Annotated in this window: 25 protein-coding genes and 1 pseudogene; 3 read left to right on the forward strand and 23 right to left on the reverse strand. The window is 38.3% G+C overall.

The features are described from left to right. Positions 1–7: 7 nt before the first annotated feature. The 5 genes from MKX35_RS20760 to MKX35_RS20780 form a co-directional block, all read right to left on the reverse strand. On the reverse strand, positions 8–976 hold the full coding sequence (locus tag MKX35_RS20760) for an ABC transporter permease (protein ID WP_042127372.1): 969 nt from the start codon (positions 974–976) through the stop codon (positions 8–10). Between the two features lie 263 nt (positions 977–1,239). Then, positions 1,240–2,460: an FAD-dependent oxidoreductase gene (locus tag MKX35_RS20765; RefSeq protein ID WP_076298927.1), complete on the reverse strand. Its 1,221-nt coding sequence runs from the start codon at positions 2,458–2,460 to the stop codon at positions 1,240–1,242. An 82-nt stretch (positions 2,461–2,542) separates the two neighbouring features. Next, the gene (locus MKX35_RS20770; RefSeq protein WP_256716256.1) at positions 2,543–3,103 is read right to left on the reverse strand and encodes a YeeE/YedE thiosulfate transporter family protein; all 561 of its coding nucleotides are present in this window, start codon (positions 3,101–3,103) and stop codon (positions 2,543–2,545) included. Positions 3,104–3,125: 22 nt separating this feature from the next. Further along, positions 3,126–3,353, reverse strand: coding sequence for a sulfurtransferase TusA family protein (locus MKX35_RS20775; protein ID WP_036678256.1), 228 nt, complete (start codon positions 3,351–3,353; stop codon positions 3,126–3,128). Positions 3,354–3,418: 65 nt separating this feature from the next. Next, a complete protein-coding gene (locus MKX35_RS20780) occupies positions 3,419–4,108 on the reverse strand; it encodes a YeeE/YedE thiosulfate transporter family protein (protein WP_076286369.1) in 690 nt (229 codons plus the stop codon). Between the two features lie 174 nt (positions 4,109–4,282). On the opposite strand from MKX35_RS20780, the gene MKX35_RS20785 reads away from it, so the two are divergent. Then, positions 4,283–5,161, forward strand: a complete 879-nt coding sequence (locus MKX35_RS20785) for a LysR family transcriptional regulator (protein ID WP_076298926.1) — start codon at positions 4,283–4,285, stop codon at positions 5,159–5,161. Positions 5,162–5,163: 2 nt separating this feature from the next. Here MKX35_RS20785 and MKX35_RS20790 read toward each other — a convergent pair whose 3' ends face one another. From MKX35_RS20790 to MKX35_RS20860, 15 genes and pseudogenes are all read right to left on the reverse strand, one after another. Continuing rightward, complete coding sequence (locus MKX35_RS20790; RefSeq protein WP_076298925.1) at positions 5,164–5,379, reverse strand: sulfurtransferase TusA family protein; 216 nt, start codon at positions 5,377–5,379, stop codon at positions 5,164–5,166. Positions 5,380–5,412: 33 nt separating this feature from the next. Then, positions 5,413–5,847, reverse strand: a complete 435-nt coding sequence (locus tag MKX35_RS20795; protein WP_256716255.1) for an NUDIX hydrolase — start codon at positions 5,845–5,847, stop codon at positions 5,413–5,415. After that, complete coding sequence (locus tag MKX35_RS20800) at positions 5,838–6,731, reverse strand: PhzF family phenazine biosynthesis isomerase (RefSeq protein WP_076298924.1); 894 nt, start codon at positions 6,729–6,731, stop codon at positions 5,838–5,840. The genes MKX35_RS20795 and MKX35_RS20800 overlap by 10 nt, the downstream gene beginning before the upstream one ends. A 36-nt stretch (positions 6,732–6,767) precedes the next feature. Continuing rightward, positions 6,768–7,505: a DUF5071 domain-containing protein gene (locus tag MKX35_RS20805; RefSeq protein WP_076298923.1), complete on the reverse strand. Its 738-nt coding sequence runs from the start codon at positions 7,503–7,505 to the stop codon at positions 6,768–6,770. A gap of 27 nt (positions 7,506–7,532) precedes the next feature. Beyond that, positions 7,533–7,940, reverse strand: a complete 408-nt coding sequence (locus MKX35_RS20810; RefSeq protein WP_143759367.1) for a DUF7674 family protein — start codon at positions 7,938–7,940, stop codon at positions 7,533–7,535. 109 nt (positions 7,941–8,049) lie between these two features. Further along, positions 8,050–8,490, reverse strand: coding sequence for a hypothetical protein (locus MKX35_RS20815; RefSeq protein WP_179086670.1), 441 nt, complete (start codon positions 8,488–8,490; stop codon positions 8,050–8,052). Positions 8,491–8,499: 9 nt separating this feature from the next. Next, the gene (locus MKX35_RS20820) at positions 8,500–9,210 is read right to left on the reverse strand and encodes a hypothetical protein (RefSeq protein WP_143759365.1); all 711 of its coding nucleotides are present in this window, start codon (positions 9,208–9,210) and stop codon (positions 8,500–8,502) included. A gap of 10 nt (positions 9,211–9,220) precedes the next feature. Beyond that, positions 9,221–9,736 (reverse strand): TlpA family protein disulfide reductase, encoded by a 516-nt coding sequence (locus MKX35_RS20825; RefSeq protein WP_076298920.1) that lies wholly within the window; start codon positions 9,734–9,736, stop codon positions 9,221–9,223. A gap of 136 nt (positions 9,737–9,872) precedes the next feature. Continuing rightward, positions 9,873–10,400, reverse strand: coding sequence for a ClbS/DfsB family four-helix bundle protein (locus tag MKX35_RS20830; protein ID WP_076298919.1), 528 nt, complete (start codon positions 10,398–10,400; stop codon positions 9,873–9,875). A 20-nt stretch (positions 10,401–10,420) separates the two neighbouring features. After that, positions 10,421–10,516 (reverse strand): DUF3024 domain-containing protein, encoded by a 96-nt coding sequence (locus tag MKX35_RS20835; RefSeq protein ID WP_256716266.1) that lies wholly within the window; start codon positions 10,514–10,516, stop codon positions 10,421–10,423. A 62-nt stretch (positions 10,517–10,578) separates the two neighbouring features. Further along, positions 10,579–10,752, reverse strand: a pseudogene (locus MKX35_RS31935) (DUF3024 domain-containing protein); the annotation flags it as partial. Between the two features lie 30 nt (positions 10,753–10,782). After that, positions 10,783–11,640, reverse strand: a complete 858-nt coding sequence (locus MKX35_RS20845) for a S66 family peptidase (protein WP_076298918.1) — start codon at positions 11,638–11,640, stop codon at positions 10,783–10,785. Between the two features lie 20 nt (positions 11,641–11,660). After that, the gene (locus MKX35_RS20850; protein WP_076298917.1) at positions 11,661–12,296 is read right to left on the reverse strand and encodes a pyridoxamine 5'-phosphate oxidase family protein; all 636 of its coding nucleotides are present in this window, start codon (positions 12,294–12,296) and stop codon (positions 11,661–11,663) included. An 11-nt stretch (positions 12,297–12,307) separates the two neighbouring features. Next, positions 12,308–13,069, reverse strand: coding sequence for a class I SAM-dependent methyltransferase (locus tag MKX35_RS20855; protein ID WP_076286376.1), 762 nt, complete (start codon positions 13,067–13,069; stop codon positions 12,308–12,310). Then, positions 13,066–14,049, reverse strand: coding sequence for a phosphotransferase enzyme family protein (locus tag MKX35_RS20860; RefSeq protein WP_076298916.1), 984 nt, complete (start codon positions 14,047–14,049; stop codon positions 13,066–13,068). Before MKX35_RS20860 ends, MKX35_RS20855 begins: the two co-directional genes overlap by 4 nt. A gap of 147 nt (positions 14,050–14,196) precedes the next feature. On the opposite strand from MKX35_RS20860, the gene MKX35_RS20865 reads away from it, so the two are divergent. After that, positions 14,197–14,691: a hypothetical protein gene (locus MKX35_RS20865; protein ID WP_042187835.1), complete on the forward strand. Its 495-nt coding sequence runs from the start codon at positions 14,197–14,199 to the stop codon at positions 14,689–14,691. A 97-nt stretch (positions 14,692–14,788) separates the two neighbouring features. Further along, positions 14,789–15,547: a hypothetical protein gene (locus MKX35_RS20870; protein ID WP_076298915.1), complete on the forward strand. Its 759-nt coding sequence runs from the start codon at positions 14,789–14,791 to the stop codon at positions 15,545–15,547. Between the two features lie 70 nt (positions 15,548–15,617). Here MKX35_RS20870 and MKX35_RS20875 read toward each other — a convergent pair whose 3' ends face one another. The 3 genes from MKX35_RS20875 to MKX35_RS20885 form a co-directional block, all read right to left on the reverse strand. Beyond that, positions 15,618–16,091 (reverse strand): GNAT family N-acetyltransferase, encoded by a 474-nt coding sequence (locus MKX35_RS20875; RefSeq protein ID WP_076286379.1) that lies wholly within the window; start codon positions 16,089–16,091, stop codon positions 15,618–15,620. A gap of 24 nt (positions 16,092–16,115) precedes the next feature. Further along, positions 16,116–16,811: an HAD family hydrolase gene (locus MKX35_RS20880; protein WP_076286380.1), complete on the reverse strand. Its 696-nt coding sequence runs from the start codon at positions 16,809–16,811 to the stop codon at positions 16,116–16,118. Positions 16,812–16,889: 78 nt separating this feature from the next. Continuing rightward, the gene (locus tag MKX35_RS20885) at positions 16,890–17,936 is read right to left on the reverse strand and encodes a Gfo/Idh/MocA family protein (RefSeq protein ID WP_076286381.1); all 1,047 of its coding nucleotides are present in this window, start codon (positions 17,934–17,936) and stop codon (positions 16,890–16,892) included. Positions 17,937–17,946: the final 10 nt, after the last annotated feature.

Below are 17,946 nucleotides of genomic sequence, written 5' to 3' on the forward strand. Positions count from 1 at the left end.
TAATTCATTACCACAAGCTGTTTCCCGCTCTTCTGGCAATGAAATTTGCAAAGGTAAGTAATGTCACACTGATAACGGCCTTGAACAATCCGATAGCAGTCGCATAGGAGTACCTGAAGTTATCTATACCGACACGTACAACATATACATCAACTGAATCTGATACCTCTCGTAGAGCCGGATTGGAAGCAAGGATCAAAATATCTTCAAATCCTGCATTCACCAGATTACCGATTGCCAGAATCATAAAGATGATCACAACTGGCATAATGGAAGGCAACGTAATCAAATATATCTGTTTAAAGCGACTCGCACCATCCATCGAAGCAGCTTCGTATAAGTGCGGATCAATACCAGCAATGGCAGCTAAGTAAACGATCGAGGCAAATCCAATTTCCTTCCACACATTGGTTGTAACTAAAATGCCCCAGAAATATTCGGTCATAGACAGGAAGTTAATCGGTTCATCGATAAATCTCAATTTCTCAAGCAGCATATTTATACTGCCATTATCTACGGATAGCATCGAGGTAACCATCGAGCCGATAACCACCCACGATAAGAAGTGAGGCAAGTATGTAACGGTCTGAATAACCCGTTTAAAGAACATCTTACGAACTTCGTTCAGCATTAACGCCAAAATAATCGGTGCAGGAAATCCAAAACAGAACTTCAGTAAGCTGATTATGATTGTATTTTTCATAACCACTTCAAATTCAGGAGCATTAAAGAAGTAAATAAAGTGCTTTAATCCAACCCAATCACTGCTAATAAAACTATTACCTAACTTGTAATCTTGAAAAGCGATTAGAATACCGTACATGGGGATATAGGCAAAAATAAAAACTAAAACAAGTGCTGGCAATACCATAAGCTGCAGATCTATTTGCTTAAAAAAGCGTCTTATCCCGCTGGTCCGATGCTTGCCGAGATTCGGTCTTGATGTCTTGTCTGGTGCGACGCTTGCGTTCGCCATATGTAAGTCCTCCTAAACCTAGATTCTTATAAATAAAGCATCTTTCATGGCTTTCTCTCTTTTTGCAGCCTTGGTTCTCCTCTACTCTCCCTCCGTTGATTTGCTATCTTATGAATTAATCTTAATATCTAAGCGCTTTCAAAGGTATATGACAAAACAACTATTATTGATACTTTGACACTTTCTTGAAATAGCTCGTCCAATTTAATAAAAGCATAATTTAAAAAAGCCCTATGCAGAGATATCTGCATAGGGCTTTTTCATCAATTCGTTAGAGCATTCAATATGTTATCACTTATCTTGTCTGTAATTACTCTTTGGATCTTTCCATCATCTAGATAAACAATAGAAGGAACTGAATCTATTCCTAGCTTGGCAGCAAGTCCGGGTGACTTATATACATCTACCTTTGTGACCCTGATCTCAGTATGGGATTGTTCAAACGCCTCAAAGAGTGGTAATAGCTCCCGGCAAGAAGGATCAGTTGCATTCCATAAATAAACAACGGATGGTTTTCCTTGATTTAGAATTTGATGCTCATAGGTCTCACATTCAGAGATATACTTCTCTGCACCATACCCTGCAATGGCACCATCACCGACAGCTGTAGCCACTTGCTTAAGGAACTTATCACATACATCGCCTGCTGCGAACACACCAGGTATATTTGTTTCCATTTTTTCATTGACTAGGACATATCCATTTCGATTCAACTCAACTACACCTGATAAAATTTCTGTGTTCGGGGTATATCCAATAAATAAGAAACATGAATCAACCTTTACGTTTTGCAGTTCATTAGATTTTAAATTTTGCAGGACGACGGAATTCAAACGTTCCTCACCTTCGAAAGAACTTACCACCGTATTCCACATGAATTCCATTTTAGGGTTTTCTAGTGCCTGCGTTTTGGCAATTTCATTACAATCCATTTTCCCATGATCATGCATAACAGAAACGATTACTTTATCTGCAAACTTGGTCAGAAACATTCCTTCTTCAATAGCTGCATCACCACTGCCAACAACCATAACCGTCTTTCCCGTATTTGCTGCAGCGTCACAGGTTGCACAGAAAGAAATTCCTTTATCATATAAGAACATATCTTCATTTTCTGCCCCGGTAATTCTTGGTTTTCCCCCACTGGCTATAATAATGACCTTGCACTCATAACGAACCCGAAAGGTCTCCACTACCTTAATATCTTCCGCTACCGAAACAGATTTTACATCTGTCATTTTAAAATCCACACCAAATTTCTTAGCTTGTTTATGAAATAATCCCATAAGGTCTGTACCGGTCGTTCCTTCAGGAAAACCAGGATAATTTTCTATTTCATTAGTATAAGTGGCAAGACCACCTACCAGTGATTTTTCCAAGAGAAGAGTCTTTAATTTTGCACGTCCACAATAGATTCCCGCTGTTAAACCAGCAGCCCCGCCACCGATAATGACGACATCATACTGTTCTGTCTTCTTTTCCATTCCTTTTGTCCCTCCTGTGAGTCTGTGCCTTAATAAAATAGGCTGACTCTCGTCAGCGCTACAAGCTCAGCCTATTTCACTTTTACATAAAGAATTTGGCTAATAATTTACTGCCTATAAATGCACCAACCAGCAGGAACAATCCAAATATCCATCCTGAAAGCGATAAAGAAGCTATAGCCGTAAACAATGCACCAATATTACATCCATTAGCCAGTCTAGCTCCGTACCCCATGAGTAATCCACCAAGTACCGCTGCTACAACCTGCTTTTTGGACTTAATTTTCTTCAACTTGAATTCGGAAGCAAACAAAGTCGCTGCTAAAGCACCTAATATTATCCCTAGATTTCGAATCGAACCACCATCATTCAAAAATCCGGAAGATAATGTTTTTTGTGCTTTTTCCGAACTAAAATATGCCCATTGATCTACATTTCCGCCTGCTAATCGATACAACCAAGCTCCCCAATCTGCAAAAGCGCTAGTTACTCCCCATCCTTTAGAGAAAACAGCCAGATGTGCTGTAGCGAACACAGCAAGAAGTACAGCTCCAGTTACATAAGTAAACGGTTCTTTGAGCAAGCGCTTGTAAAAGCGGTTAGACGATATCTTCAACCAGAATTCGTTCACCGTTTCATTCACCGTCCTTTCCTACTCAGCGATCCTATTTTACCTTCTCAATAACAACTTCCCACTCGCCATCATCAACCTCTTCGATTTCCACATTATGTCCCTGTTTTCTCGCCCATTCTGGAACGTTCTTCATTGCGCAGCTATGATCAATAGCTACTACTAGTACATCACCTACATTGAGTTCAGTCATTTTCTTTTCTGTTCTCATTAACGGAACCGGACAAGCTTCTCCCATGCAATCAAGTGTAAATTCAGCCATCTTAAAAACCACCTTTATATTTTTTTGGAATAACAATAGTGAAAATATTCACGTAATAATCTAAACTAATCTGCGCTTCCCATCTTTTTCTCTTGCCATTTAACAGCTGCAATGTATAACAGAAGAATAATCAGGAACTGAACAACCAGTGCTCCAAGCCAACCGAATACATCAGGCAAAAATACAGTTGGTGCATCCTTTATAACGTTAGCTCTCCACCAACCCATATCATGTGATCCCCAAAGTGAACCAATGACAAAAAACACAAGTGAAAGCATCTGCATCGTGAATCCTTCACCTACACGCATCAATGTACCCGAAGCGCATCCACCCGCGATAACCATGCCAATTCCGAATAATACAGCACCAATGATCAAAGCCAAGCTGATTTGACCCACATTATCCATCCCAGGAATCGGTTTACCATCTAGAAACGCTGGGTACTTAATCGCTGTAAATCCGATGGTTGCAAGGGAAAAAGCAATCAGAACCGCTCTTGTAACTGATGTGCTGCCTGTAATACAGGGATCTCTAAGTGATGCAGTAAAGCAGAAACGTGATCTTTGCAAAATAACGCCAAACGAAATACCGAAAAGCAGGTAGACAACCATTTTATCGTGGGAATGGTCTAGGAAAAAACCAAACCCAATAATGAGAGCTGTGACCAGCAACGCGATGGGCAACTGACTCTTTTTAGGTTTTCTAGGAGCTCTGGTTCGGGTTGATCTCGTTTCGGGACTTACGGTTTGCCCCATAGTCTAACACCTCCATCGTTTTTATGTAATTGACTATGTGAAAATAGTAACATACTTATTTAAGCTGTGGTTATCTGCTTTCTTTATGCTGTATAAGTGTTACTAATGGCACAGATGGAGCGTAATCAAGTATGCTATAGTGTGCACTAACAGCGGGCAACAGGAGGAATAAGTATGAATATGGAAACGCTTAAATTATTTTTAGATATTGCTTCGTTAAAAAGTATATCTAAAGCCGCTCAGAAATCTCATATCACCCAATCCGCACTTAGTCAGCAGTTGAAATCATGGGAGAATACCCTGGGTTCTGAACTTTTTGTGAGAAGTAATAAAGGCGCTAGCCTAACCGAAGCAGGGATTATTGCGGAGAAGTACGTGGAGCAAATCTGTAAATTGTATGATGATATGATCACAGAAATCAATCATTTACAGCCAACACAACACGAGCTGTCCATTTATGCGATTCCGGAGGTCTGTAATTATGCTCTCCCTTGTACCTTGTATGAGGTGAAAAAACATTTTCCCAATTGCCATATCACTTTAAATGAAGGGGCATCGCCCTTAGTAGAAGAACGTTTACTTCTTGAAGAAGGTGATATCGGGTTTATTTCCGGTCCCTCTCCAAAATCCGAATTAAGCTCACATATGGTATTTTCAGATCAAGTTATGTTGGTGGCAAGCAATACGACCGTTTGCCCTGATAAAATCACATTGACTGAGCTCCCCAATTATCCTTTAATCTGGTCCTCACAGCTTCATTGTGTGCAAAGGGCTTTGAATGCAGTGGGCGAGCTTAAATTAAATATACTCTTTAATCTAGACTCTCTTGAGGCGGTAAAGCTTGCTGCCATTAGAGGGCATGGTCTCGCCTTTCTCCCTTATATGTCCATAAAAAAAGAGTTGTATAGTAAACAACTCAAGATCATTCCTATTGATCAGTTCCAGGTCAATAACGATGTCTACATGATAAAGAAACAAAATCAGCGCTGTGACAACGATACGAAACAATTAGTTCGATATATTGAAAAGACTTTAATAGATACTTTGTGTTGAGCCTAAACCTCAATCGTAATTTCCCATACTCCATTAATCACTTCTTGAATGGAATAATTTAAATTTGAACCACGACAGTAATCCGCGATAGAAACTTTCGCGCAGCTATGATCAGTAACTAGCATTACCTTTTCACCCTTCTGAATGACTTTTTGATGTTTTTTTAACATCATTACTGGTACTGGGCAGATTTCACCCAAACAATCAATTTCAATCATGAAGCTGCCTCCATTACATAGATCATTAAAGTTCTAATAATGACCCAGCATTATTTTCTTCACAAAAGGGGTTAAAGCAAGGTTGTTTAGTTGTTTGATTTCTATCCACTGTGCCCCATCAGAGTCTTGTCCGTCTCCATCGGTCTTAAGCTCAAAGTTCACATCTAACAATGAAACATTATATATGATCCCTATATGGTGTAATTCTTCTAACTGGGTATCACTGTATGGATAAATTAACGTATAGGAAATGGAATCATGAAGCAATCCTTTTAAACTTGTAATTCCGGTCTCTTCCCAAAACTCCCTCTTAAGGGCCTCATACGGCTCCTCTCCAAACTCAATAGAACCCCCTGGAAAGTCCCACTTCCCCGTATGAGGGCCTCTTGCTTTCTTAATTAGTAATACTTTATCGTTCTTCACTAAGACTCCATACACTCCAAGCTGAGTATATTTTATCATCTCCATAAATCTACCTCCCCCACAAATACCGCAGTTCCAGAAATAAACACATCCATTCTATCAGAATCTAATCGATACACTTCTACATTTACTTTCCCATCTCTACCGATTTCTTGTCCTTGTTCTACAACAAATTGGATCGAGTCCAAATGCGGATCAATATATTTTAAATAATAAGCCCCCATGACTCCCGATGCTGTACCTGTTACTGGATCTTCAACGGTTCCTGAATAAGGAGATGAGAAATGTCTGGCATGCATTAAAGCGTGCGGATCAAGCGTTTGGAGTGAAAATGGGTGTACAGATGCTTTTGGAAGCTGCGTTAAAATCTCCGGAAACAACGAGTTAATCGGTTTCATTTTATTAAAGCTATCTATTCTCTTAATCGGGACTAATAGAGTCCATGCGCCAGTACAGCTATAAACAATAGGCAGATCCTCTTCTATCTCGTCAAGGGTTAAACCTATGGCGTGTGCAAGCTTCGCTCTATCGCCGTTAAATTCAATAAACTTCGGTTGATCTTGCTTCATTTTTATTAGTAAGTGATTATTGTTGTCCATACTAAATTGAATGGGTAGCACACCCACATTTGTTTCGATCTTTACCGAGCTAGCCTCTCCAAGAATACCCTTTGTTTTTAAAGCAAATAAAGATGCCATTGTTGCATGTCCACAAAGATTGATCTCATGGCCTGGCGTAAAATACTTAAGCCTTAAATCAGCTATTTCTGATGAGACTACAAAAACTGTTTCATTAAAACCGACCTTATGAGCTATCGATTGCATGTCACTTTCGCTTAAATGATCAGCTTCTAACACTACTCCCGCAGGATTCCCTTTGTTCGGATAGGGAGAAAACGCATCATAATGAAGCACTTTGATGTTGTTCACTGATAAGTCTCCTTTATTTAAATTCATATAGACTGACTAAGTAAGACACTCTGCTGTGACAATCTCTATTTCTCTTAAAACTTCTTGGGGGTTAGATATCGCATTACATATAAAAAAACGTTCTTTATTGTGCTCATAAAATGATTTAATCAAATTAGGCTGCTTGATGATTATCTCATTGAATTCTTTTTTAAGAGCTTCACAATCAATTTCAGGATGAGTATCATGAAGTTCCTTGAGTTCAAAAGCAATGACATCTTTTTTACACTGGATTATTTCACAGACCACATCTTTTGCGTATATACCGTGAGTTAATAAGATTCTCAATGCCGAAAGGTCATTGGCTTTTTCCTGTGAAATCTTAATTAATTCTGCTTGTATCTGTACGACTTGTACCGTATTCCAATGATTAATTAATACTTCAAAAATCCAGTACACCCATTCTTGATCATCGCTGTGTTGATTTAGTACATCTTTAACATATGGAATCATCGGATCCCCTATTTCAAGTAAAAAATCAGCTATTTCCCCCGCGCCTGGCCAATTCCTATCTTGTATCCATTCAAGTAAACCCGGCAATATGCTTTTCACACGTGGATATCCTAAACGTATGACTGTTTCAGCCGCTCCATCCCAATAGTCTTTTGATATAGGTTGTACTAATAAATGCAAATCTTCATCCTTTATGTATTGTAGCTTATTAATTGCATCTTCCTTTTCCTCTTGGGGTGTGTCCCATGATAATTTTTTGATTAGACTAGATACTTCTTCCACTAGATTCACCCTTCGAACTTGAATTTTTCACCTATTAAAATCAGTACTGTTCACTCTATTGTATTCTTCTACTAACTTGATATATCGATCTTTATCCTCGTTTAACATCCATTCGAATAATCCCTGTAAATCTTTAAAAATATATGGTTTTACTTTATATGGAATAGCCTGCAAGGTACTTTCATCTTCAACTAAATGTTCATAAAAGCCAACACAAATAGCATTATGCATATAAGGACTTCGCTTATATTGGTTAAAACACCACTCCGCATAATTATAAATTTTCTCCTGTTCTGTCAAATCATTATTTCTATGCGCTTCTATAATTCTATCTCGCAGAAATACCAATAAAGAATAGATAGAATCATCTTTATGATTAAAATGAAACCTGAGATCATAAAACAATTTTTGGGCAATTCTCCTCCATGCACTCATAGTTATCGCTTATTCCTTTCTCTCTACGTAAACCCAAAGAAATGCAAAAATAATTACACAAACAAAAAAAACAAGTACAGAGTTATCTCATTTCACCACGCCGTTCTAGCTACAACACTGCTTTCTTCCGCTTTATTATCCAAATTATTAATAAGACGATAACCGATGTCCCCAATAAGAAATACATCCAAATCGTTTTTTTAACCAATTCATCATTGGGATAATGGCCTTTATTATAAGCTTTTACAAAGATATCCTCTTGGGTCTTAATAGCAATAAAATCTTTTGGATCGGTATTGATAATTGAGTAGTAGGGCGTACCTTTAGGATAAATATTCGAGAAATTCCCCCTGTACGTGCCTTCCTCATCGGAAAATTTAGTTACATGCCCTATCTTCTTATCGATTTCTTCCGAGGGGATGAGTTCATCGTCTGATATTTCGTAGATGTCACCTGAATAAACAACAAACGAACCGGCCCAATCCGCGGAGACCGTATGCAATGGCAATAAAGCAATTATGGCTAGAATTACAATAATGAATTTCTTCATCTCAACCTCCTAGCTTTGGGATTCGATTGATTTATAGATTGTTTTGAACTCTTTTCCATTATTTAATCCATCAATAAGCTCCACTAAACCTGACTTTCCAACGATTCCAAACCATCTATTAATTTCTGAATGGGCGATCTCATAATTTTCTTTTACATGTGAGGGTTCATAAAAGTCATCTCTACTACTTAGCTCATTTATCTTGTCAAAACTTATAAACTTATCGCTGTTATATCTATAGTCAACTAAGGTAGCCAAACCTTCATCAAACCACACAGGAACCTTATCCTTATTCTTCAACCTCTTTCTTAACTCACTATGCATCAATTCATGGGCGATCACATCCGCGTTAAATCCGTCTGGACCAATAACAATGTAATTTCCCCAATAAGTATAATAAGTCTGGCCCGTTCGATTCTTCTGAGCATACTTCTCTAGAGCGTGTGGAGATTGAACAAAAAGAAGGGTTGGATTGTCTTTTAAATCTTCGAAGAACCCAGGAACTCTCTCCCTCGATTGTTCGAAATCGTTCAAAAGTATCGTTGTTGTGACCTCTGAAATATCTGGTTCTACATAAACATGCTTACCTTGCTTCTCCATACTAGAAAATTCTACCATCATTGCATTAACAGGTTGAGGATTTATCATATAGACTACAATCAGCATCAGAAGTAAAAAGGAAAGAAATGCGGTGATGATTATGGGTTTCTTTGATTTCATATATCTCACACTAATCATAGTTTTTAATGAAAATCTTAAACGAGCTCTCAATAGCGTCAAAATCAGTCGAGCCAATAATTTGATCCATAACCTTGCCATCAGAGTTCATAAAAAACAACGCAGGAAAAGCTTGTTCACCAAATTGTTTATGGAGATCACCTGTTTCATCTAGGAGAACGGGATACTTAATGTTGTAATCCGCCACGTATTGTTCTACTTCAGAAAGATCATCTTGATAAAGCAAATTGATTCCGTATATGTTCACTCTATCTTTATATTTCTCATACAATGAGACAATCTTAGGAGCGTCGTCATTACAATATGGACACCATGAGGTGAAAAATACGAATACAGTGGGTTTCTCCGAGAAGTCCACTTGTATTTTGTTTCCATTCGCCAACTCTTTTAGTTCAATGTTTTCAGGATACTTAATGGGTTTAGCAGTGTTGTTTACCACGACAAATATAATCGAGCTTAATGCAATCAATAATATAAATGTACTTACAATAATAGATGTTTTCTTCAAAAATAATCCGCCCTTTTCTAATCTATTCACCCACTGCTATACATTCTCTTCCACTAAACCTATATCCTCCATATTGATCATTGAACAGCTCAAAACAGCCCCTACTTCAGAAATTTCTCTTAGGCGGGGGCTTGATTTATACTTCCTTAGTTACATTGAGCTTTTTCCATTTACGAATCTTCGAACGAAAAGTCTTGAACGGTGCAACGGAATTGATATGAATCCATTTGACCATAGGCCATCTTGGATTCTTCCCTGTCCAATTCCGGACTCCTTGTGTAAAGAGCTCTTCATCACTTAAAGAATCAATCCAGTTCTGCCATTGCTGTTCTGTTTCTTTAAATAAAGATCTTAATTCGTCTAATGAGTAGGTAGCATATGTATGATAAAACGATTGATATAATCCGCCAAGTTGATTCCATTTATAGTCCGGTGAAGGCGTAATGACGGTTTCACCTGCTTTTTCATCCCTATCCCATTTCATTACAAGGTTCAACCAACCCAATTGATAGGCAAGGATTTCTGCAGGAGTACGATCGCCCCCTTCCATTCGAATGTCTTTTTGAGCATTCTCAATGCCCTCAAATTCATGATCAAGAGACAGGTAGGCCGTATGTATAGCATTTTTCAATGCTTCTTTAGATGGATAGTCGTTTGTAGACATCTTAACTCTCCTTTATGTGCTTAACTCCAGAACATGCCTCTACTATCGTTATCAACAATTTCCAGTTGCTTCTCAAAATCATCTTGGGGGGCAAAATCATCGACAAAATGCCACATTTCTTACTATCTCTCCAATAGATTTTCCATTTATTTTCTTCAAATCGAAATTGTGCGATGGGTAACTCTACCCATACTTCACTCATATATGCAGGCCTTTCTTCATTTAAAGTAACGCTATTCCCTCTGAACTTATAGTTAAGCCTGATTTGGTTTCTTACATGCTTTGGAATCTTCGCTTCAATGTAAGTCGACAATATCTTTTCAATTCTCTTTTTAGTAAATGAATCCAGCAACTGAACACCCTCTTAGTAGTAAATTTGATCTTATAAAGTTATATTCTCACCCACAACAATACACTTACTGTCACTACCATGCCCGATCTCGTTCGTCTTCACGATAGGAATCCCGCTGATTTCCTTCAAATACGCTTCAACGATTGAAAATTCATTATAGCTCTCAAGCTCAGTAAACGACCCAAGAATCACTCCAGCACATTTATCAAAAGTTCTAGCTTGCTGAAGCTGAGCAAATAAGGAGACGATTTTGTTAGCTCTGCCACTTAAACTCTCTAAGAATAAAATCTTGTTCGAAGGGTCTGGAAAATAACTTGTTCCTGCTAGCTTCATAAAACATCGAATATTGCCGCCAATTACAATCCCACTCATCTGGTTCCCACGGACCCAATGAAAGTCGAAATCGTAAAGATCGTTATGTCCTTCGAAAAATGTTCGATAAAAAGCAGCTTGCTGCTCCGCACCATCAGAAGATACGAGATTCATCAACTGATAGTGATAGGATTTTGAATTACTTTGCGTATGTAAAGCGTTCAAAATAACGGACAAGTCACTCATTCCGAAAAAAGGCTTCGGATGCAAACGAATATTATCGTAGTCGAGATATTCCAAGATCTGGTTCGCGGAATCCCCACCTGAAATATCAAAAATCGCAAGAATTTCATCATTATTAAATAGACGATTCAACTCCGTTGCTCTTTCCTTAGGATTGCCACTGAAATAACCATCTCTTCTAAACAAGGTGTTAGACATTACTACCTCTAGACCAACTGAGTTCAGAATTCTAATTAATTCTTCTACTTTAGGCAGGTTCTCCAGTCTCACACCATCAGAACAAGCGATAAGTCCTACTTTATTCCCTGGAGTGAGTTTTAAAGCTTTGCTCATCTTAGTTAATCCTTTCATTTCTAATATAACCGATTCTCATAGCTATCCTTTAATCCCTTTGATACATCCTCTTGAGAAATCCCAAGCTCTTTCGCATGTTCTGCAATGATTACTGAGGGTTTAGGCAGCTCTGCTTTCAATGGCCAATACGTATCATCCCATAGATGTGATCTTTTAAAAGCTTTAGCACAATGCATATAACACTCTTCCACTTCAACGGCAATGCCCAATTTCGGTAGTTTACCTTGAGCCTCCATATGAACCATTATTTCTTGATCTTTGATAATCCTTGCATGTCCATTTATTCTTAAGGTTTCTTCAAGACCGGGAATAATAAATATCAAACCCACTTTTGAATTTAAAAGGATGTTGCGCAAAGAATCAAACCGTCGATTACCAGGTCGCTCAGGAATCACTAAATGTTTGTCGTCTAACACATATACAAAACCTGCAGCATCCCCACGCGGAGATACATCACAATTGCCTGATGAATCACTTGTTGCTATAAAGAGTAACGGTGATTTGGATATATAATCTCGGCAATGATGATCGATGAAGGTTATACTCTTATTGTTAACCAATTCACTGGGATACCCATACATTGACCTTAACTCTTCTTCAGAGTCTATAACTTCTTTGAAAATATTATGGTTCATCTTTCTCCCCCCTATTTTCGCAGTTTAAAAACCAAAAAATCGCTGCAGCGAAAATCCTCCTCAAAAGACGGATACTTCTCAAGCATTTCAGCAGATGGCTTCGGCTCGATCATTTCTTCAATTTGAAAGCCAGCCCGTACAATCGTATTTACATAACTGGATAACGTCCTATGAAAAATCAGAAACTTTTCCTCTTGATCTATAGGGAAGATCTGATTATAAGTGCCCTCGTAAAAATAATTATCTACTTTCCAATAAAGCTTCTCACCAGTATCCGACTTCACCCATCCGCTACCAGGGGTTACAAAGCAAGGATGTGGAATTGAGAATATAAACGTCCCTCCATCAACTAACAACCGATACATTTCATGAATCGCCATCTCATAATCAGATAAGTCATGAATCACCATGTTAGAAACGATGAGATCATAACTCTCATTCTGAAGAAAGCTGAGATCTTCACAATTGCCATGATGGAAGTTTATCTTTAATTCCTCTGGTGATTTACTCTTGGCTATCGTTATCATGTTCTGCGAGTAATCAACGCCAGTGACTGAGGCACCTGCCTTAGCTAACATTCTGCTTAAATATCCTTCACCACAGCCTGCATCTAGCACCTTCTTATTTTCAACAGAACCCATAAGACTGAATAAAGCTGGATTCAAAAAAATTTCTCGATGGATATCCCCGTTTTTGCTGTACGAAGTTGAGATTAGTTCTGCGTATTTATCCCATCTTTTTATGGCCTCTTTACTGCCCAATTCATCATTCATTTGATCACCTCTAAATTTCTGAAATAATCCATTTTACTGTCGATAAATCCATTGTCAAAGTCAGCTGCACCAATAAGCTCACCTTCACTGAAACATAAAGCAAATAACCAAAGCTGTCTAAGCGCAACGAACATAGGTACAGCACTAATATCATTGTCACTGAGATCTCTTAAACTTTTATATCCATTTAAAAATGATGCCCATAACCGTTCTACTTCATCTTTATCATGGCCGCTATGAATCTCTCTTGCCAATCTAAACTCAGCGATATCATAGGCTCTCCATCCGTAACCACAAATATCGAAATCATAATGAGTTAATTTCCCTTCGTCCGTGAAAGTCACATTCGTATTCCCATGCAAATCGCCATGGCAGATGCCCCAGTCGAGCCCCGCTTCCAGATGTACTTCAATCTGCGCTTTTAATTGTATGGCAAGGTCATACAGGAATTGATAATCCTCTTGTCGATGGCTCATATGCAGTTTGATCGTATGAAGCGGTTCCTCAATTAAATGTTCAAAATCAAGCTTACCTCTTACATGTTCACTCTTAAAGTTGTCCGTAGCTGTGTGGATTTGTGCAACTGACTGACCAAATAAATAGCTGTCTTCTACCGCATGAATAGGCTTTTCATTTCCTACAGCAAAACTAAACATAACGCCATACTTCACACCCTCAGGCACCAAAAATTCATTAAATATGATCCCATCTTTTCGAGGAATAGGAATGGAGACGTTTACACCTTTTTCGTGCAAATCGTTCAACAATTCTAATTCAAAATCAATCTCCGATCTACTCCGTCTATCCGCACGATAAACACGAAAGATGTATTTTTCCAATGCCGTTTCTAAGATGTATGTATCGTTCATGCCTCTAAGAAAATACTGCAACTGTACTGGTTCTGGAATCTCATAATGCTCTTTAATATGTAATAATGCGTCTGTTGCCAACAGTGAGTATGTAATAGGAAAAAAACTCAAGTGTATCCCATCCCTTTAGGTTATTGATAGTAATACTTACACCATACCATATTTAGGGAATTGAATCATTTCCTTCTTGAAGCTGTGAAACTAATGTATGGTAATATAAGTATAATAATACAGAATCAATTACATGGAGGTGTTCGAATGCGTAAATCACCGTTGATATTGAGTATGATTTTATTATCCCTAACGTTAATTATGGGCTGTAGTTCAGAAGTGGATGATGCCACTAAAGCCGCTGAGAAGTACAAAAATGTTGAATATACCATTAAGGTTTCTGATGACTTATTTTCTGAGGAATCCATTCTAGCCCGAAATGAAGAAATGAAACCGTACTTTACTGAATACTATACCGAAAAAGCTATAGGAAGCCGAATCACAACTATCCCTTTTCAAATCGCTAATAAACAAAAGCTTTCTTTAAAACCAGATAATCTAAAGTTCACCCTTTCCGAACAAAAGAAAAATATTGTTGAGTTAAAATATACTTGTGATCTTGTTATGTTGGATAAGGATGACAAAGAAAGTAAACGTGTCCCTTTGGAGGGAATACTGACTATGTTTGATGTGGATGGTCAATGGTTAGTGCAAGGAGATCGTTTTGACTCGGAGGCTTTAATGAAATTGATTTATGACTAATCACCCTTCATATACCATATTATTACTGGAACATATTATCTAACAATAGTAATATTAATTTCCAGTACATTGTAATATGATAAGGAGCTAATGAGTCATGAAGCGAACTGCGTGGATCATAGTAACATTACTTTTATTATTGGGGAGTATTCCAATTACTGCGTCAGCAAAAGCAGCAACTGCAAAATCATGGAAGACACTTTACTCTGAGTATATCAAGAAAACGTTAATGGATGCTACTAGAGATAGGTCTTATGACGGCGACTTCAATTATTTCACTTTAGTAGATTTGAACTTTGATGGTACTCCTGAACTTATACAGGGGTATTCTTTACGATTCATTCAGCCCATCAACATTGCTCTAACCGTCCAAAATGGAAAAGTCATTCCATTCAATTATCAAGGAAAACTGAAGGATATTTCAGAGGGTATATTTAATGTAGGTATGGGTGGATTTCTACCGCGCGATGAAAATCGTGGCCTGCATCTCTATAAGAACAAAAAAGATGGAACATTACGTTATATCGCTTTTGTAGATGGCAGTGGTTCGTACAATTCTAATTTGCAGGTTTTCGAGATTAGTTTCCAAGGAACCAAATTTAATGACAAAGAGATATTCTTGGTCGACATTCCAGATCAAGAAAAAACGGATGATTTGCCAAGCTATTATGTAAATCAAAAAGAAGTGAATAAATCCGCCTATGATAAGGCGTATAAGCAATATTTTTCAAACTTGACGTTAGTACCAAGTAAAGTTATCACTGCAAACTATACAGACCTGTTTAATAATGAAGTTAACAAATTCGTTCCAAATGGAATCGCTAATTTTATAAATCGTTATTCTTCATCCAAATAAAGCTTGTTGATTGATCCTCCTTCAATAGATAAAAAAGCAGACTGCTCACCATAGCAATCTGCTTTTTTGATTAAATTAGCTTTTTACTCATCCGATAATTAACTAACAGTACTCCTTTTCGTTCTACACTTTGTTTCATCATAAGCTGGTATCCCTGTCGTTCAAAAAAGGGTCTAGCTGTAATACTTGCTTCGGTATCCATTTCATGAAGACCAAGCTCTCTCGCCTTCATTTCAAGCTTGTTCACGAGAGCAGAGGCTACGCCTTGGCCTTGGAAATCTTTGTGGACATAAAGACAATCCAAATGTCCTTCCAACGTCATATCCGAAAAGCCAACTATGTACCCGTTAATTTCGGCTACATAAGTAATATTTTGACGTAAAGAAGTGCTCCAAGCATCAAGTTTGAGGGTCTTTTCCTCTTTAGGTGCCCAAGCATCAAGCTGTTCTTGTGAATAATGTTGTTTGTTTACGAAATGAACTGTCTCATAGAACAATGAGATAAGCTGACTAATATCCGATTCTTGATAAGCTCTAATTTCCATTGCTTGTTCTCCTTGCTGGCATTGCTACAACCCCACTACATCTTTAAGCTCCAGAAGAGAACTAATCATATAGTTAGGCTTGAGGTCTTTAGGAACCTCTATATTCTGGCGATTGTAATAGCAGAAGTCAATGTCAGAATTCACAGCACCATGGTAATCATCTTGTAAAGAATCCCCAACGAACAGCACTTCATGATTGCTTAGCTGTAGATCTATTAAAGACATTTCAAAAATCCTTTTATCAGGTTTTCGGATGCCTACCTCATCAGAGATCATTATGGATTTGAATATTTCATAGATCTTACCGGCTTGCAGTCTTTTTCTTTGTGCCTCACTGATCCCATTGGTGATAATCCCCAGAGCATACTTATCTTTAAATGAAGTTAAGATCTGTTCCGCTCCTTCTTCAAAATAACAGGAATTGCAAAAATAATCCCAATAAGTATCTGACAGTTTGCTATGAAAAAGCTGATCCTGTTTAAGGGTGTCTCTAAAAGAATACCTCAATACCTCTCCTATAGTCTTCACCTCACCACCACCCACAAAGTTCATCCAATGGCGAAAATTATGACCTGAAAACTCTCCATAAAATAAAGACCACGCCTCAATATCTTCTACGAAGAGATTATGATCGTTACAGGTTCTTTTCATCGCTTCGATTTCACAAGCACTATAATTTATTAATGTATTATCTAGATCAAATATAATGGCTTTGTACATAATATCCTCCCCGAATAATGTTCTTATCTATCATAACATGAACATTAAAGTTTGGATAAAATTAACAAAAGGTTTTCATCACTCTGAGGTACTCATGAACTCTACTAGATCAATTTTCTGACCTGTTTTAGCACTTTCCAGCGCTCCAAATACCATTGCCATACTATACCGATTATCTCTACAATTTGTCTCTGCTGGACGCTCTTCTGCTAGTGAAAGGAACATTTCCTCCAAACATCCTTGATGGAAGGTTTTGTCCATATTAACAGCTTCTCCATTTACACGCTCTACATCACGAATAAATTTATCACTCTGATCTCCTGATACGACTACCTCTGCATATGGCATCTCATGACCATCCCAAATCGCAGTTCCTTTTTCCCCATTCAGACGCCAAGCTGCTTCCCAAGAGGTAGAGGCACCTTCTGCACACCAAGACCCCTGATAAGTAAATACAGATCCGTCCGACATCTCAAAGATACACACTGCCGACGCATTCCCCTTATACCATGATCCGGGAGGATTAAACTCCTGACAGTAAACGGAAATCGGATTGGCTCCACTAATAAATCGGGCCTGATCAAAGGTATGAATCGCCATATCCAGCAGCAGAGGACTTTCCATGACATCACGGAACCCTCCGAAATGAGCGCCGAGGAAAAAGCTAGAACTGATGTATCCTACTCTACCAATGGTGTCAGACTCGATTAAGTTGCGCAAAGAACGAATACGAGGGTCATAACGTCGGTTCTGCATCACAGCATGGGCATTTCCGGTTCTTTCAGAGATCTCAACAATCTTAGTGCACTCTTCCATAGTCTCGGCCAGTGGCTTCTCACTAAACACATTACATCCGAGTTCTAATGCAGTGCTAGAAATGCTGTAATGGCTTCCTGGAACTGTAACGTCAAACACAAGATTAGCTTCAGTCGCCTGAATTGCTTCTTTAATGTCAGTAAACGTCAGACAAGAAATCTCATGCTTTGCCGCCATCGCTTGTGCTGACTCCAATCGTATATCTATAAGTGCAACAATCTGAGTATCTGAACGTGATAAAGCGTATTCAATCCAGGCGTTAGCCATTCCTCCGCAACCTGCAACCGCTACACGGTACTGTGCTGTCATCATTCTCCCC

The organism is Paenibacillus sp. FSL R5-0923, assembly GCF_038009145.1.
Classification (GTDB): Bacteria; Bacillota; Bacilli; order Paenibacillales; family Paenibacillaceae; genus Paenibacillus_AQ.